We start from the raw sequence: 15,503 nt of genomic DNA, 5'->3' as shown, positions 1-15,503 counted from the left end.
ATGACAGGCTTCACGTCCGAACTTCCCCGGAGCATCCCTGCCAGTACCGATCTGCCCGGCGTGCGGTGGCTGCGCAGCAGTTACAGCACCGGGGCGAACAACTGCGTCGAGACGGCGCGGCCGTCGGCCGGCCCCTGTGCCGGACTGCTCGCCGTGCGCGATTCCAAGGACCCGGCCGGTCCCGCGCTGCTCTTCTCCCCCGGGAGCTGGGCGTCGTTCACGGCCGGTATCCACCGCCACTGACCCGGACCGGCATCGGGCGACGCACGGCCGTGTCACGCCGACTCATGGCCGCGTCTCGCCGATCACCCGTACAGCGCGTTCGATCTGTTCCCCGGAGAGGTCCGCACGAGCGGTCAGCCTGAGCCGTGAGATGCCGTCGGGTACGGAAGGAGGACGGAAGCAGCCCACGGACAGGCCGGCCGCACGGCAGTCGGCCGCCCACCGCAGCGCCCCCTCCGGGGAGGGGGCGCGCACCGAGACGACGGCGGCGTCCGGACGTACCGCGCGAAGCCCCAGTCCGGTCAGGCGTGCGTGCAGTTCGGCCGCCACCGCGCGGGCCCGCGCCGCCCGTTCCGGCTCGCGGCGCAGCAGGGTGAGCGCCGCCAGCGCCGCGCCCGCCGCCGAGGGGGCGAGGCCGGTGTCGAAGATGAAGGTCCGGGCCGAGTTGACCAGGTGCTCGATCACCCGGGCGGGGCCGAGCACGGCGCCGCCCTGGCTGCCGAGCGACTTGGACAGCGTCACCGTCACGACGACGTCGTCGGCGCCCGCGAGTCCCGCCGCGTGCGGGGCGCCGCGCCCGCCGTCGCCGAGGACACCGAGGCCGTGGGCGTCGTCGACGACCAGCCCGGCGCCGTGCTCCCGGCACGCCCCGGCGAGCGCGGCGAGCGGGGCGGCGTCGCCGTCGACCGAGAAGACCGTGTCGGAGACGGCCACGGCGGGGCCGTCGTGCGTCGCCAGTGCCTTGCGTACGGCGTCCGGGTCGGCGTGCGCCACCACCTGCGTCGTGCCGCGGGCCAGTCGGCAGCCATCGATCAGCGAGGCGTGGTTGCCCGCGTCGGAGACGACGAGGGAGCCGTGCGGCGCCAGCGCGGTGACCGCGGCGAGGTTGGCCGCGTAGCCGGAGGAGAAGACGAGCGCGGCCTCGAAACCGCAGTGGGCGGCCAGTTCGCGTTCGAGCTCGGCGTGCAGTTCGGTCGTGCCGGTCACCAGCCGGGACCCGGTCGAGCCGGCCCCCCACGTGCGCGCGGCCCGCGCCGCGCCCTCGGTGACCTCCGGGTGCCGGGCCAGTCCGAGGTAGTCGTTGCTCGCCAGGTCCAGCAGCGGCGAGTCGGCCTGACGGGGGCGCAGAATCCGTACAAGTCCGGCCTGGCGGCGCGCCCGGGCCTGCTCGTCGATCCAGCCGAACGCCATGGGACGGTCCTCCGGAGTTTTGTAGGCAGTGGACAGACATTAGCGGCACGACAGCCCCCGCGAGGTGTGGCAATACCCACACGGCGATCTGTCAGTGTTGTGCAAACTCTCCTTGGCCCCGGGTGGCCCCGTAGGACAGGATCGGCTCTCATGGACCTGCTGAACACGCTGGTGGACAAGGGGCTTCGGCGCGAGACGCCGACCCGCGAGGAGGCTCTTGCCGTCCTCGCCACTTCCGACGACGACCTGCTCGATGTGGTGGCCGCGGCGGGCAGGGTACGCCGTCACTGGTTCGGCCGACGGGTGAAGCTCAACTACCTCGTCAACCTCAAGTCCGGCCTGTGCCCCGAGGACTGCTCCTACTGCTCGCAGCGGCTCGGCTCCAAGGCCGAGATCCTCAAGTACACCTGGCTGAAGCCCGACCAGGCGTCGCGGGCCGCCGCCGCGGGCGTGGCCGGGGGTGCCAAGCGGGTGTGCCTGGTGGCCAGCGGACGGGGTCCGACCGACCGGGACGTGGACCGGGTCTCGGACACCATCAAGGCCATCAAGGACCAGAACGAGGCCGTCGAGGTGTGCGCCTGCCTGGGCCTGCTCTCCGACGGCCAGGCGGAGCGGCTGCGCGAGGCGGGCGCCGACGCCTACAACCACAACCTCAACACGTCCGAGGCGACGTACGGGGACATCACGACCACGCACACGTACGCCGACCGGGTGGACACGGTGAACAAGGCGCACGCGGCCGGTCTGTCCGCCTGCTCGGGTCTCATCGCGGGCATGGGCGAGAGCGACGAGGACCTGGTCGACGTGGTCTTCTCGCTCCGGGAGCTGGACCCGGACTCGGTGCCGGTCAACTTCCTGATCCCGATGGAGGGCACGCCGCTGGCCAAGGAGTGGCACCTCACCCCGCAGCGCTGCCTGCGCATCCTGGCGATGACGCGGTTCATCTGCCCGGACGTCGAGGTGCGCATCGCGGGCGGGCGCGAGGTCCACCTGCGCACGATGCAGCCGCTCGCGCTGAATCTGGCCAACTCCATCTTCCTGGGCGACTACCTCACCAGCGAGGGCCAGGCGGGCCATGCCGACCTGGAGATGATCGCGGACGCCGGTTTCGAGGTGGAGGGCGCCGACCAGGTGACCCTGCCCGGCCACCGGGCGACGGCGGGCGGTGGTGGCTGCGGACCGCACGAGGGCGACGGGCCCTGCGGGTCGCACGAGAGCGGCAAAGGCTGCGGCTCGCACGAGAGCGGCGTGGCCTGCGGTTCCGCCCCGGCCGCGGAGGACCGCGGCGTCGCACCGGCCGCCGGACCGGCGCCGGCCGGCGAAGTCCGTACGGACCTGGTCGCCGTACGCCGCCGTGGTGCCGGAACGGACCTCGCGCCCAATGCCTGAGCCCGCGCTGTCCGTGGACGAGCTGCTGGCGCTCGACCGGCGGCACGTCTGGCATCCGTACGGCCCCATGCCCGGCCGGCAGGATCCGCTCGTCGTGGAGTCGGCGAGCGGGGTGCGGCTGCGGCCGGCCGACGGCTCGGGGGAGCTCGTCGACGGGATGTCGTCCTGGTGGTCGGCGATCCACGGCTACAACCACCCGGTGCTGAACGAGGCCGCGCGCGAGCAGCTGGAGCGGATGAGCCATGTGATGTTCGGCGGGATCACCCACGAGCCCGCCGTGCGGCTGGCGAAGCTCCTTGTCGACATGTCACCCGAGGGGCTGGAGCACGTCTTCCTCGCCGATTCGGGGTCGGTGTCGGTCGAGGTGGCGGTCAAGATGTGTCTGCAGTACTGGCGGTCGCTGGGCCGCCCGGCCAAGCGGCGCCTGCTGACCTGGCGCGGCGGCTACCACGGTGACACCTGGCAGCCTATGTCGGTGTGCGACCCCGAGGGCGGGATGCACGAGCTGTGGCAGGGCGTCCTGCCGCGCCAGGTCTTCGCGGACGCGCCGCCGGCGGAGTACGAGGAGGCGTACGCGGATCACCTGCGCGCGTTGATCGAGCGGCACGCCGACGAGCTGGCCGCGGTGATCGTCGAGCCGGTGGTGCAGGGCGCCGGCGGGATGCGGTTCCACTCCCCCGCCTATCTGCGGGTGCTGCGGGAGGCCTGCGACACGCATGGCGTACTGCTGGTGTTCGACGAGATCGCGACCGGGTTCGGGCGTACGGGCGCGTTGTTCGCGGCGGAGCACGCGGCGGTGACGCCGGACGTGATGTGCGTGGGCAAGGCGCTGACCGGCGGCTACCTGACGATGGCGGCCACGCTGTGCACCTTCCGGGTGGCCGACGGCATTTCGCGGGGCGAGGTACCGGTGCTGGCCCACGGGCCGACGTTCATGGGCAGTCCGCTGGCGGCGGCCGTGGCGTGCGCGTCGATCGGGCTGCTGCTCGGACAGGACTGGCTCGCGGAGGTCAAGCGGATCGAGGCGGGCCTGCGGGAGGGCCTCGCGCCCGCCTCCGAGACGCCGGGTGTGCGCGACGTACGGGTACTCGGCGCGATCGGCGTGGTGCAGCTCGACCACGCCGTCGACATGCGGGCGGCGACGGCGGCGGCCGTACGCGAGGGTGTGTGGCTGCGGCCGTTCCGCGATTTGGTCTACACCATGCCGCCGTACGTCACGGACGACGCGGACGTGGCACGGATCGCCCGCGCGGTGTGCGCGGCGGCACGGGAGGGATGACATGCCGGTACTGGTGATCACGGGCACGGGTACGGAGGTCGGCAAGACGGTCGTGACCGCCGCCGTCGCCGCGGCGGCGCTGGCGGACGGCCGGTCGGTGGCCGTGCTGAAGGCCGCGCAGACGGGCGTACGGCCGGACGAGCCCGGGGACGCCCAGGAGGTGGCGCGCCTCGCGGGCGCCGTGACGGCGGCCGAAGTCGCCCGCTACCCGGAGCCGCTGGCGCCGGGTACGGCCGCGCGGCGGGCCGGCCGGGCGCCGGTGTGTCCCGAGGAGGTGGCGGAGACCGCGGACAAGCTGGCCACCGAGCACGACCTCGTGCTGGTCGAGGGCGCGGGCGGGCTCCTCGTCCGTTTCGACGCGGCCGGCGGGACACTGGCGGACGTCGCCGGACTGCTGGGCGCGCCGGTGCTGTTGGTGGCCTCGGCCGGGCTGGGCACGCTGAACACCACGGAACTGACGGCGCGTGAGCTGCGCTCCCGCGGCCTGGAGCTGCCGGGCGTGGTGATCGGCAGCTGGCCCGGGACCCCGGACCTCGCCTCGCGCTGCAATCTCGCGGACCTTCCGGAGGTGGCCGGCGCCCCCCTGCTCGGCGCCCTGCCGGCCGGGGCGGGCTCCCTCCCGCCGGCCTCCTTCCGGTCGGCGGCCCCGCGATGGCTGGCGCCCCGGCTGGCGGGCACCTGGGACACGGAGGCGTTCCGGGCCCGGGAAGCCCCCTGACCGACGCGACGGCTCCGGGGCGGCCCGCCGCCCCGCGTCCCGGGCGGAACGAGGCGCCCGGAAAGGAGCCGTCCGCGCGGTGGGTGCGCGGTGCTCGCAGGGGGGACAATCGCGGTAAGGCACCGCCTCGTGAGGGAGGTCCCATGGCGCTGCGATCCGCTCGTGCCCGCGGGGTGCCGCGGGACGCCGTGCACCATCCGCTGTTCGCCCGCTGCTACGCCCGGTTCAGTGAGAGCGCCGAGACCCGGATGGGCATGGGGCGCGTGCGCGAACGGCTGCTCGCCGGGCTGTCCGGGCGGGTGATCGAGGTCGGCGCGGGCAACGGACTCAACTTCTCCCACTACCCGGGCGCCGTCTCGGAGGTCGTCGCCATCGAACCGGAGCGTGTACTGCGGCACCTGGCCGTGGAGGCGGCGCTGCGCGCGCGGGTTCCGGTCGACGTCGCGCCGGGTGCGGCGGAGGCGCTGCCGGTCAAGAGCGAGGCCTTCGACGCGGCCGTGGTCTCGCTGGTGCTGTGCAGCGTCCGCGACGTGCCGCGGGCGCTCGGGGAGCTGAGAAGGGTGCTGCGACCCGGCGGCGAGCTGCGGTTCTTCGAGCACGGCCGGGGCGGCGGCCGGGTGATGACCTGCACCCAGCGCGCGCTGGACCGGACCCTGTGGCCTTTGCTGTCCGGCGGTTGCCACCTGTCCCGCGAACCGGTCGCCGCGCTGCGGGAGGCGGGGTTCACGCTCGGTCCCTACCGCCGGGTGCTGATGCCGGAGAACGGGCCGGCGCTGCCGAGTTCGTACTGCGTGCTCGGCACGGCCTGGCGGGAGGCCGAGGCGGAGGCGTAGTCGTCACACGCGCCACCGGCGCAGTTCGTCCGCGATCTCGTCGACCGACGCCTCACCGCTCTTGACCAGCAGGGCGAGGTCCCGCACCTGCTCGGGCGTGGTGGCGACCTCGACCCCGCCGGCGACCAGGTAGGCATAGGCGACCGCGGAGGCGAACAGGGCGTTGGAGCGCTCCAGCGCGGGCACGTGGATCAGCAGCTGGAGCAGCGCGGCGGCGCGGGCGTGCGGGCCCTCGTAGACGGGGGTGTCGAATATCTCGGCCCGGTGGCGGGCGACGGCCGCGACGAGCGCTCCCCAGTCGGTGACCTGGGGGTCTCCCGGGGTGCGCTGTTCGGCGAGCATGAGCAGCCAGGCGAGATCGATGGTGAGGTCGTTCATCCGGGGGCGTCGACGGCTCAGCCGCGGCCTTCGCCGACCTCCTCGGCGAACACCTTCTCGTACTGCCGCATGAAGTCGGCGGCGGCCTCCACGAAGGTGTGGCCGGCCTCGCCGGTGTCCTGCCGGACCAGTTCCTCGATGTAGCGGTTGACGCTCATCCCCCGGGCCACCGCTCGTTCGCGGGCCGCCCGGGCGGTGCCCTCGTCCACCCGCACGTTCAGCTGGGCCTTCCGGGTCTTCGCCATACCTCGAAGCTAGCGCCGAGACGCTAGCGGCGGCAAGAGCGGAGGCCTGCGCGAGCGGGGCGGAATCCCGGCGGGCGGGGCACGCTGGGCGCGGTGGTGGCGCGGGCGCCCGCGCCGCGTGCCTCACGGATGAAGGTGCTGGCGGCCACCGCGCACTGGTGATTGACTCGCGGTATCCCGAAGTGCCCTGCCCTGGAGGAGAGTTCATGTCGCGTCCGTTCCGCTTCGGCGTCAATCTGATGGCGTCCGCACCCGCCGACGAGTGGGCCGCGAAATGCCGGCGGGCCGAGGAGCTCGGGTACGACGTGATCCTGGTTCCGGACCATCTCGGCATGCCGGCGCCGTTCCCGGCGCTGGTCGCGGCGGCCAGGGCCACCGAGCGGCCCCGGCTGGGCACCTTCGTGCTCAACGCGGGCTTCTGGAATCCCGCTCTGCTGGCCCGGGAGGCGGCGACCACGGACGCGCTGACGGGCGGGCGCCTGGAACTGGGGCTCGGCACCGGCTACGTACGGGCGGAGCACGACGCGGCGGGGCTGCCGTTCGGCTCACCCGGTGAGCGGGTGGACCATCTGCGGCGCACCGTCGAGGAGTTGGAGCGGCTGCTCGGCGACGAGGAGTACCGGCCGCGGCCGGTGCAGCGGCCGGGGGTGCCGTTGCTGATCGGTGCCAACGGTGACCGGATGCTGGAGCTGACCGCCCGCCACGCCGCCATCGCCGCGTTCACGGGCGGACGTACCGTGCGGGGCAGCACGACGGGGCAACTCGCCCCGATCACGGCCGAGGAGCTCGACGAGCGTGTGGCCCGGTACCGGGAGCTGGCGGCGGGCCGCCAGGAGCCCGCGGAGCTGAACCTGCTCATCCAGACGGTCGTCGTGACCGAGGACCGCGAGGCCGCCGTCCAGCCCCTCCTGGAGCACGTTCCGCACCTGACCACCGACCAGGTGCTGGAGCTGCCCATCTTCCTGGCCGGGACCCTGGAGCAGATCACCGCGCAGGTACGGGCGCAGCGCGAACGGTACGGCTTCACCTACCTGACCGTGCTGGAGCCGTACATGGAGGTCTTCGCTCCGGTGATGCGGGCGCTGCGCGACGCCTGACGGCCGGCCCCGCGCGGCGGTGCGCGCCGCGACGGTCCGCATGCCGGAATACCGCGTGGTGGTCCTCGCGAGCGTGGTGGGATCACCACGTGAACGAACTGCGCGTACGGGCCGCCGGGCCCGGGGAGCTGGACGCCGTGCTGGCCTTCTGGAAGACGGCCGCCGAGGGGACGAGCATCAGCGACGACCGGGAGGGCGTGGAGCGGCTGGTCGCCCGCGACCCCGAGGCGCTGATCGTGGCCGAGCGGGGCGGGGTCCTGGTGGGCACGGTGATCGCGGGCTTCGACGGCTGGCGGTGCCATCTGTACCGGCTGGCGGTGCACCCGGACCACCGGCGTCAGGGCATCGGCTCGGCGCTGCTCACGGCCGCGGAGGAGCGGTTCGCGGGGCTGGGCGGGCGCCGAGGGGACGCGATGGTGCTGCTGCGCAACGAGCGGGCCCAGCATGCCTGGCGGGCGGCCGGGTACGCGCCCCAGGAACAGTGGCGACGCTGGGTGAAGCCCCTCACCGACTGAAAGGTGTGAGCAACGGCGCATGAGTGAGTCCGCATCGGCGTTCCTCCCGGCGCCCTCCCCGGCACCTCACCCGGCGCACCCCGTCGCGCGAGCCTCAGCGTCCTGGCCGATCATGGACCCGAGGTGACCCGATGACCGAAGTGCTTCTGCTGCTGGTGGCGATCCTGCTCTCACTCGTGTGCGGCGCCTTCGTCGCGGCCGAGTTCTCACTGACCACCGTCGAGCGCGGCGAGCTGGAGCGCGCGGCGGCGCGGGGCGAGCGGGGCGCGGCGAGTGCCCTGAAGGCCGTACGGAACCTGACCTTCCAGCTCTCCGGGGCGCAGCTCGGCATCACGGTCACCAATCTGGTGGTCGGCATGCTCGCCGAGCCGTCGGTCGCGGCGCTGATCGCGGGGCCGCTCAGGAGCGTGGGGGTGTCGCGCTCGGGGGCCTCCTCACTGGCGCTGGTGCTGGGTACGGCCCTGTCGACGGTCTTCCTGATGATCGTCGGCGAACTGGTGCCGAAGAACTGGGCGATCTCCTCGCCACTGGCCGTGGCCAAACGGGTGGGCGGTCCGCAGCGCTGGTTCAGCGCCGTCTTCCGGCCCTTCATCACCCACCTGAACAACACGGCCAACCGCATCGTGCGCCGATTCGGCGTGGAGCCCGCCGAGGAGCTGGCGTCCGCGCGCGGGCCGCAGGAGCTGGCGGCGCTCGCCCGGCACTCGGCCAAGGAGGGCGCGTTGGAGGCCGACACCGCCGAGCTGTTCGTGCGGACCCTGAACCTGGCCGACCTGACGGCACAGAACGTGATGACCCCGCGCGTGCAGGTCGTCGCCCTCGACGCGCGGGCGACGTGCGAGGACGTGGCGAACGCGACGCGGGCGACCGGGCTGTCCCGGTTCCCCGTCTACCAGGACACTCTCGACGCCGTGGTCGGGACGGCGCACGTCAAGGACGTGCTCGCGGTGCCGGCCGGGCGGCGGAGCCGGATCGCGGTCGCCGAGCTGATGCGCGAGCCGCTGCTCGTCCCGGAGTCACTGACCGTCGACCGGCTCCTGGACCGGCTCTCCGGGCGGCGCACGATGGCCGTCGTGATCGACGAGTACGGCGGGACGGCGGGCGTGGCCACGCTGGAGGACATCGTGGAGGAGGTCGTCGGCCAGGTGCGGGACGAGCACGACCCGCACGAGACGCCCGAGCTGGACGCCGCCGGCACCGACGAGCAGGGCCACGCGCTGTACCGGGCCGACGGTGCGGCGCGGGTGGACCGGCTCGCGCGGCTGGGACTCAAGGTGCCCGAGGGGCCGTACGAGACGGTCGCCGGGCTGGTCGCGGCCGGGCTGGGGCACATTCCCGCCGTCGGCGACACTCTGGAGGTCGCCGGCTGGCGGCTGGACGTCGTGGACGCCACCGGTCGCAGGGCGGCCCGGGTGCTGCTGCGCGCGCCGCTCGACGACGCGCGCGCCGCCGACGCGGACGAAGGGGAGGCCGGCCGGTGACCGCGGTACAGCTGCTGATCGGTCTGGCGACGCTCGTCGTCAACGCGTTCTTCGTGGGTGCCGAGTTCGCGCTGATCTCCGTGCGCCGCAGCCAGGTGGAGCAGGCCATGGAAGCCGGGGCGGCGGGAGCGGCCGGGGCGGAGGGCGGCCGGCGCGCGAGGAGCGTGCTGTGGGGTCTGGAGCATGTGTCGGCGCTGATGGCGGCGGCGCAGCTGGGTATCACGCTGTGCACACTGGTCCTCGGTGTGGTCGCGGAGCCGGCGATCGCCCACCTGCTGGAGCCGGTGTTCCACGCGGTGGGCGTGCCCTCCGGCGCGGGGCACGCGGTGTCCTTCGTGATCGCCCTGGCGCTGGCGACGTATCTGCACATGCTGCTCGGCGAGATGGTGCCGAAGAACGTCGCCCTGGCCGAACCGGTACGCAGTGCGCTGCTCCTCGGGCCGCCGCTGGTGGCGCTGTCCCGGGCACTGCGCCCCGTGATCTTCACGGTCAACACCTTCGCGAACGCGCTGCTCAAGCTGCTCAGGGTGGAGACGAAGGACGAGGTCTCCTCGACCTTCACGGACGCCGAGCTGGCCGAGATCGTGAAGGACGCCAGTGAGGCCGGCCTGATCGACGACCGGGCCCAGGAGCGCCTGCACGACGCCCTGGAGCTGGGCCGTCGACCGGTGCGGGACGTGGTGCTGCCCCTGGAACGCGTCGTCCACGCGCGCGTGGGCATCACCGCGGAGCAGCTGGAGCGGCTGTCGGTGGAGTCCGGGTTCTCCCGTTTCCCGGTGGTGGACGACGGGCGGCGGATCGTCGGCTACCTGCATGTGAAGGACGCCCTGGACGCCTCGCCGCGGGACGTGCCGTTCCGGCTGCGGGACATGCGGCCCATCGCGCGGGTGCGTGAGCGCACCCCGCTGGACGACGTGCTCACCGCGATGCGCCGCAGCCGTACGCACCTGGCGGCCGTGATCGGCTCCGACGGGCGGCTGGCGGGGCTGGTGACCATGGAGGACGTGCTGCGGGAGCTGTTCGGGCAACGGACGTGAGCCCGGACGGCCCCGCGGAGGGCGACCGACCGGCGGGTATGTGCGGGGGCTACCATTTCTGTCGCCATGCAGACGAATCCCACTCACACCAGCCTTGTCACCGTCGGCGACTCCTTCACGGAGGGCATGTCGGACCTGCTGCCCGACGGCTCGTACCGGGGCTGGGCCGACCTCCTCGCCGCGCGGATGGCCGCCCGCTCCCCCGGTTTCCGGTACGCGAACCTCGCGGTGCGCGGAAAGCTGATCGGCCAGATCGTCGACGAGCAGGTCGATGTGGCGGCCACCATGGGATCCGACGTGATCACGCTGGTCGGCGGGCTCAACGACACACTGCGGCCCAAGTGCGACATGGCCCGGGTACGGGATCTGCTGACCCAGGCCGTGGAACGCCTCGCGCCGAACTGCGAGCAGCTGGTGCTGATGCGCAGCCCGGGCCGCCAGGGGCCGGTGCTGGAGCGGTTCCGGCCGCGCATGGAGGCGCTGTTCGCCATCATCGACGACCTGGCCGAGCGGCACGGCGCCGTGGTCGTCGACCTGTACGGGGCCCGCTCGCTGGCCGACCCGCGCCTGTGGGACGTGGACCGGCTGCACCTGACCGCGGACGGGCACCGCCGGGTCGCGGAGGCCGTGTGGCAGGCGCTCGGTCACGAGCCGGAGGACCCCGAGTGGCACGCGCCGATCCCGCCGACGCCCCCGCCGGGCTGGGCCATGCGCCGGACCGCGGACGTCCGGTTCGCCCGGCAGTACCTGCTGCCCTGGATCGGCCGCAGGCTGACCGGCCGGTCGTCCGGGGACGGCCTGCCGCCCAAGCGGCCGGAGCTGCTGCCGTACGAGGACCTGACGCCGTGATCTTCGGGCCCGCCCGGCCTTCGTGGCATTCGTAGCTTCCGACGAAGAACCCCGTGGAGCTGGCCTGCAGGAATCGCCAGTAGAATCCGTTCACGTGACTTCCGCTCCCGCCAAGCCCCGCATCCCGAACGTCCTCGCCGGACGCTACGCCTCCGCCGAGCTCGCCACGCTCTGGTCGCCCGAGCAGAAGGTGAAGCTCGAGCGGCAGCTCTGGCTCGCCGTGCTGCGGGCCCAGAAGGATCTCGGCATCGAGGTGCCCGACGCCGCGATCGCCGACTACGAGCGCGTCCTGGACCAGGTCGACCTGGCCTCGATCGCCGAGCGCGAGAAGGTCACCCGGCACGACGTGAAGGCGCGGATCGAGGAGTTCAACGACCTCGCCGGGCACGAGCACGTACACAAGGGCATGACCTCGCGGGACCTGACGGAGAACGTCGAGCAGCTGCAGGTCCGGCTCTCGCTGGAGCTGATCCGCGACCGCTCGGTGGCCGTCCTGGCCCGGCTGGGCAAGCTGGCCGGCGAGTACGGCGAGCTGGTCATGGCAGGCCGGTCGCACAACGTCGCCGCGCAGGCCACGACGCTGGGCAAGCGCTTCGCCACCGCCGCCGACGAGCTGCTCGTCGCGTACGGCCGGGTGGAGGAGCTGCTCGGCCGCTACCCGCTGCGCGGCATCAAGGGCCCGGTCGGCACCGCCCAGGACATGCTGGACCTGCTCGGCGGGGACGCCGGCAAGCTCGCTGAGCTGGAGCAGCGGATCGCCGGGCACCTGGGCTTCTCACGGGCCTTCACCTCGGTCGGCCAGGTCTACCCGCGCTCGCTGGACTACGAGGTCGTCACCGCGCTGGTGCAGCTGGCGGCGGCGCCGTCGTCGCTGGCGAAGACGATCCGGCTGATGGCCGGGCACGAGCTGGTCACCGAGGGCTTCAAGCCCGGGCAGGTCGGTTCCTCCGCCATGCCGCACAAGATGAACACCCGCTCCTGCGAGCGCGTGAACGGCCTGATGGTGATCCTGCGCGGCTACGCGTCGATGACCGGCGAGCTGGCGGGCGACCAGTGGAACGAGGGCGACGTGTCCTGCTCGGTGGTGCGCCGGGTGGCCCTGCCCGACGCGTTCTTCGCGCTGGACGGGCTGCTGGAGACGTTCCTGACCGTGCTGGACGAGTTCGGCGCCTTCCCGGCCGTCGTGGCCCGGGAGCTGGACCGCTACCTGCCGTTCCTGGCGACCACGAAGGTCCTGATGGGCGCGGTGCGGGCCGGCGTCGGCCGCGAGGTCGCGCACGAGGCGATCAAGGAGAACGCGGTCGCCTCCGCGCTGGCGATGCGCGAGCGGGGCGCCGAGCGCAACGAGCTGCTCGACAAGCTGGCCGCCGACGAGCGCATCCCGCTGGACCGTGCCGGGCTGGACGCGCTGATGGCCGACAAGCTGTCCTTCACGGGCGCCGCGGCCGGCCAGGTCGGCGTCGTCGTCGCCCGGATCGAGGAGATCGTCAAGCAGCACCCGGCCGCCGCGGGCTACACCCCCGGAGCGATCCTCTGACGCGCTTCACCCGTGCGGAGCTGGAGGCCGCCCGCGACCGTCTCGTACCGGACGTCGTCGCGGACGGTCTCCATGTGCTGTTCTGCGGGATCAACCCCGGGCTGATGACGGCGGTGACGGGCCACCACTTCGCCCGCCCCGGCAACCGGTTCTGGCCGGTGCTGCACCTGTCCGGGTTCACGCCGCGGCTGCTGAAGCCGTCGGAGCAGGACGAACTGCCGTCGTACGGGCTCGGCATCACGAACGTCGTGGCGCGGGCCAGCGCGCGGGCGGACGAGCTGAGTGCCGAGGAGTACCGGGAGGGCGGCCGGCTGCTGGCGCTGAAGGTGGCGCGGCTGCGGCCCCGTTGGCTGGCCGTGGTCGGTGTCACCGCCTACCGCGCCGCCTTCGAGGACCGGAAGGCCCAGGTGGGGCCGCAGGAACGGACGATCGGGGACACACGCGTGTGGGTGCTGCCCAATCCCAGTGGCCTCAACGCCCACTGGACGGCGCGGACGATGGCGGAGGAGTTCGCGCGGCTGCGGATCGCGGCGGAGGCACAGGCGGAGGCGTAGCTACGGAGGGCCGTCAGGGTGGCGCCTGTTCCGTGACGACGGCCAGCAGTCGCACCTCGTCCGTCCCGTCCCGGTCGGCGACGGCCACCGCGGCCCAGCGGCCGGTGCCCTCCGCCTCCCAGAGGTAGGCCACGCTCGCTCGGACACTCAGGTCCGCCCACGGCTCGGGTATCTCCTCGGCCTCGGTGCGCAGCAGGACCGTCTGCAGGTTCCAGGGATCCGTCTCTCCCCAGCGTCCGGCGAGGCGCTCGTAGAGGGCGTCGCGGTATTTCTCGTACTGCTCCACCGTCACCGCCCGCTCCCCCTGGTCGCCGCCGCGCAGGCCGTGGCTGCTCTCCAGCACCGCCACGAAGTGGCCGGGACGCCGGGCGCCCCCGTCCGACGGGCCGTGCTCCGCCGGGAAGGGTCGGAAGCACAGCTCGTCGATGAGGGCGATGTGCCGCGCGATGTCCATGCCCTCCAGTAAACCGGCCGGCACTGACAATTGGCGGAGCGTCAGCCGCGGGCAGGCGTCAGGCGTCCCGGCCGCGCAGCCGCCAGGCTCCCGCGAGGAGGGCGGCCGCCACCCACAGCGCGGTCACCGCGAGTCCGGCCCAGGGCCCCAGGGTTCCCTCGTGCGTCTGGTAGAGGATGACCTGTCCCGCCTTGTCCGGCAGGAAGTCGGTGACGCCGCCCACCGCGTCCCCGATCACGAAGGAGACGATGAGGATGAACGGGATCAAGACGGACAGGGTGGCCACGCCGCTGCGGAACAGCGCCGTGAGGCCGGCCGCGAGCAGCGCCATCAGCATGAGGTAGATCCCGCAGCCCACGACGCCGCGCACCTGCTCGCCGGTGGTGAGCCCGTCCGCCGCCGTGCCGAGGCCCGCCCGGGCCGCGACGAGGGAGGCGAACGCGGTGAGCAGCCCCACGACGAGCACGGGTGCGGCGACGACCACGAGCTTCGCCGCGAACCACCGTCCGCGCCGCGGAACGGCGGCCAGGGAGAGCCGGATCCCGTTGCCGTGGTACTCGGACGAGACGGCCATGGCCCCGTAGGCGACGGCGGCGATCTGGCCGGGTATGACACCGGAGAGCGCCATGAACAGCGGATCGAACTCGGGCTGGGTGGTGTCGGAGACTCCGGCCAGCGCGGAGGCGGCGGTGGTGACCGCGAACACCGCCAGCAGGGTGCCGCACAGCGAGCGCAGGGTGCGGACCTTGAGCGCCTCCGAACGGAGTACGGGCGTGAATGACATGGTCAGGCCTCCTGGGGGTGTGCGGTGAACTCGGTCTCGGCGGCCGTCAGGTCGAGGTACGCCTGCTCCAGCGTGCCTTCGTCCGAGGACAGTTCGAGGATCGGGACTCCGGCGCCGGACATGGCGCGACCGATGTCGTCGACGCGCGCGTGGTGCACGGTCCAGTACCCGTCGTCCTGCTCCACGGCGTCGTGGCCGTGCCGGGCCAGGGCGGCTTTGAGGGCGGTGGCGTCCGACGTACGGATACGGACACGCGGCCGCACGCGCGCGTCGATGAACTCCCGCATCGGGGTGTCGGCGAGCAGGCGGCCCCGGCCGAGGACGACCAGGTGGTCGGCGAAGGACGCGGTCTCGTTCATCAGGTGGCTGGAGACCAGGACCGTGCGTCCCTCGGCCGCGAGGCCGCGCAGCAGTCCGCGGATCCAGATGATGCCCTCGGGGTCCAGCCCGTTGGAGGGCTCGTCCAGCATGACCACCTCGGGATCGCCCAGCAGGGCGGCGGCGATGCCCAGCCGCTGGCGCATGCCCAGGGAGTACGTCCGCACCCGGTGGCGCGCCACCGACGCGATGCCCGTCTCCTCCATCACCTCGTCGACCCGGCGCGACGGGACGCGGTTGCTCGCCGCGAGGACGCGCAGGTGGTCCCGGGCGGTGCGCGAGCCGTGCGCGGCCTGCGCGTCGAGCAGGGCGCCGACGTGCCGCAACGGTTCGCGCAGGGTGGCGTACGCGCGTCCGCCGACGGTCGCGGTCCCGGAGGTGGGCCGGTCCAGGCCCAGGACGAGCCGCATGGTGGTGGACTTCCCCGCGCCGTTGGGGCCGAGGAAGCCGGTGACGCGGCCGGGGCGCACGGTGAAGGTGAGGTCGTCGACGGCTCGTCGGGTGCCGTACTCCTTGGTGAGGTTCTGGACGTCGATGCTGGTCATGACAGCAGCGTGCCGGT

General features: G+C 73.2%; 18 protein-coding genes. 12 read left to right on the top strand and 6 right to left on the bottom strand.

Translation table 11 applies throughout. The features are described 5' to 3' along the window. On the top strand, nucleotides 1–243 hold the full coding sequence (locus QC283_RS25945) for a DUF397 domain-containing protein (protein ID WP_279564089.1): 243 nt from the start codon (nucleotides 1–3) through the stop codon (nucleotides 241–243). Nucleotides 244–285: 42 nt separating this feature from the next. On the opposite strand, the gene QC283_RS25940 is transcribed toward QC283_RS25945, so the two are convergent. Then, entirely contained in the window at nucleotides 286–1,413 is a 1,128-nt protein-coding gene (locus QC283_RS25940; protein WP_279564088.1) for an 8-amino-7-oxononanoate synthase, read from the bottom strand. Between the two features lie 150 nt (nucleotides 1,414–1,563). Here QC283_RS25940 and bioB point away from each other — a divergent pair, with 150 nt between their 5' ends. The 4 genes from bioB to QC283_RS25920 all read left to right on the top strand — a co-directional run bounded on the left by bioB (nucleotide 1,564) and on the right by QC283_RS25920 (nucleotide 5,632). Continuing rightward, nucleotides 1,564–2,802: a biotin synthase BioB gene (gene bioB, locus QC283_RS25935; RefSeq protein ID WP_279564087.1), complete on the top strand. Its 1,239-nt coding sequence runs from the start codon at nucleotides 1,564–1,566 to the stop codon at nucleotides 2,800–2,802. After that, a complete protein-coding gene (locus tag QC283_RS25930; RefSeq protein WP_279564086.1) occupies nucleotides 2,795–4,081 on the top strand; it encodes an adenosylmethionine--8-amino-7-oxononanoate transaminase in 1,287 nt (428 codons plus the stop codon). The genes bioB and QC283_RS25930 overlap by 8 nt, the downstream gene beginning before the upstream one ends. A gap of 1 nt (nucleotide 4,082) precedes the next feature. Next, nucleotides 4,083–4,799 carry a dethiobiotin synthase gene (gene bioD / locus QC283_RS25925; RefSeq protein ID WP_279564085.1) on the top strand — a complete coding sequence of 239 codons (717 nt, stop codon included), beginning with the start codon at nucleotides 4,083–4,085 and terminating at the stop codon, nucleotides 4,797–4,799. Between the two features lie 143 nt (nucleotides 4,800–4,942). Next, nucleotides 4,943–5,632, top strand: coding sequence for a class I SAM-dependent methyltransferase (locus QC283_RS25920; protein ID WP_279564084.1), 690 nt, complete (start codon nucleotides 4,943–4,945; stop codon nucleotides 5,630–5,632). A 3-nt stretch (nucleotides 5,633–5,635) separates the two neighbouring features. On the opposite strand, the gene QC283_RS25915 is transcribed toward QC283_RS25920, so the two are convergent. Then, nucleotides 5,636–6,010 carry a fic family toxin-antitoxin system, toxin component gene (locus QC283_RS25915; protein ID WP_279564083.1) on the bottom strand — a complete coding sequence of 125 codons (375 nt, stop codon included), beginning with the start codon at nucleotides 6,008–6,010 and terminating at the stop codon, nucleotides 5,636–5,638. 17 nt (nucleotides 6,011–6,027) lie between these two features. Next, nucleotides 6,028–6,255, bottom strand: coding sequence for a toxin-antitoxin system HicB family antitoxin (locus QC283_RS25910; RefSeq protein ID WP_279564082.1), 228 nt, complete (start codon nucleotides 6,253–6,255; stop codon nucleotides 6,028–6,030). Nucleotides 6,256–6,461: 206 nt separating this feature from the next. Between QC283_RS25910 and QC283_RS25905 the strand changes: the two genes are divergently transcribed. From QC283_RS25905 to mug, 7 genes are all read left to right on the top strand, one after another. Further along, nucleotides 6,462–7,352 carry an LLM class F420-dependent oxidoreductase gene (locus tag QC283_RS25905; RefSeq protein WP_279564081.1) on the top strand — a complete coding sequence of 297 codons (891 nt, stop codon included), beginning with the start codon at nucleotides 6,462–6,464 and terminating at the stop codon, nucleotides 7,350–7,352. 89 nt (nucleotides 7,353–7,441) lie between these two features. Further along, on the top strand, nucleotides 7,442–7,867 hold the full coding sequence (locus tag QC283_RS25900) for a GNAT family N-acetyltransferase (RefSeq protein ID WP_279564080.1): 426 nt from the start codon (nucleotides 7,442–7,444) through the stop codon (nucleotides 7,865–7,867). Nucleotides 7,868–7,998: 131 nt separating this feature from the next. Beyond that, nucleotides 7,999–9,348 (top strand): hemolysin family protein, encoded by a 1,350-nt coding sequence (locus QC283_RS25895; RefSeq protein WP_279564079.1) that lies wholly within the window; start codon nucleotides 7,999–8,001, stop codon nucleotides 9,346–9,348. Continuing rightward, nucleotides 9,345–10,385 (top strand): hemolysin family protein, encoded by a 1,041-nt coding sequence (locus QC283_RS25890; protein WP_279564078.1) that lies wholly within the window; start codon nucleotides 9,345–9,347, stop codon nucleotides 10,383–10,385. The genes QC283_RS25895 and QC283_RS25890 overlap by 4 nt, the downstream gene beginning before the upstream one ends. Before the next feature lie 66 nt (nucleotides 10,386–10,451). Further along, complete coding sequence (locus QC283_RS25885; RefSeq protein WP_279564077.1) at nucleotides 10,452–11,234, top strand: SGNH/GDSL hydrolase family protein; 783 nt, start codon at nucleotides 10,452–10,454, stop codon at nucleotides 11,232–11,234. A 94-nt stretch (nucleotides 11,235–11,328) separates the two neighbouring features. Further along, nucleotides 11,329–12,771 carry an adenylosuccinate lyase gene (gene purB, locus QC283_RS25880; protein ID WP_279564076.1) on the top strand — a complete coding sequence of 481 codons (1,443 nt, stop codon included), beginning with the start codon at nucleotides 11,329–11,331 and terminating at the stop codon, nucleotides 12,769–12,771. Next, nucleotides 12,768–13,325: a G/U mismatch-specific DNA glycosylase gene (mug, locus tag QC283_RS25875; RefSeq protein WP_279564137.1), complete on the top strand. Its 558-nt coding sequence runs from the start codon at nucleotides 12,768–12,770 to the stop codon at nucleotides 13,323–13,325. The genes purB and mug overlap by 4 nt, the downstream gene beginning before the upstream one ends. A 13-nt stretch (nucleotides 13,326–13,338) precedes the next feature. On the opposite strand, the gene QC283_RS25870 is transcribed toward mug, so the two are convergent. The 3 genes from QC283_RS25870 to QC283_RS25860 are packed head-to-tail and all read right to left on the bottom strand — an operon-like array spanning nucleotide 13,339 to nucleotide 15,486. Then, nucleotides 13,339–13,779 (bottom strand): hypothetical protein, encoded by a 441-nt coding sequence (locus QC283_RS25870; RefSeq protein WP_279564075.1) that lies wholly within the window; start codon nucleotides 13,777–13,779, stop codon nucleotides 13,339–13,341. A gap of 58 nt (nucleotides 13,780–13,837) precedes the next feature. After that, entirely contained in the window at nucleotides 13,838–14,563 is a 726-nt protein-coding gene (locus QC283_RS25865; RefSeq protein WP_279564074.1) for an ABC transporter permease, read from the bottom strand. A 2-nt stretch (nucleotides 14,564–14,565) separates the two neighbouring features. Then, nucleotides 14,566–15,486, bottom strand: coding sequence for an ABC transporter ATP-binding protein (locus QC283_RS25860; RefSeq protein ID WP_279564073.1), 921 nt, complete (start codon nucleotides 15,484–15,486; stop codon nucleotides 14,566–14,568). Nucleotides 15,487–15,503 lie beyond the last annotated feature (17 nt).

This window comes from Streptomyces sp. DH41 (genome assembly GCF_029813785.1).
Lineage (GTDB): Bacteria > Actinomycetota > Actinomycetes > Streptomycetales > Streptomycetaceae > Streptomyces.
The sequence above is the reverse complement of the archived record's forward strand: the minus strand, read 5'-3'. Positions and strand labels throughout refer to the sequence as shown.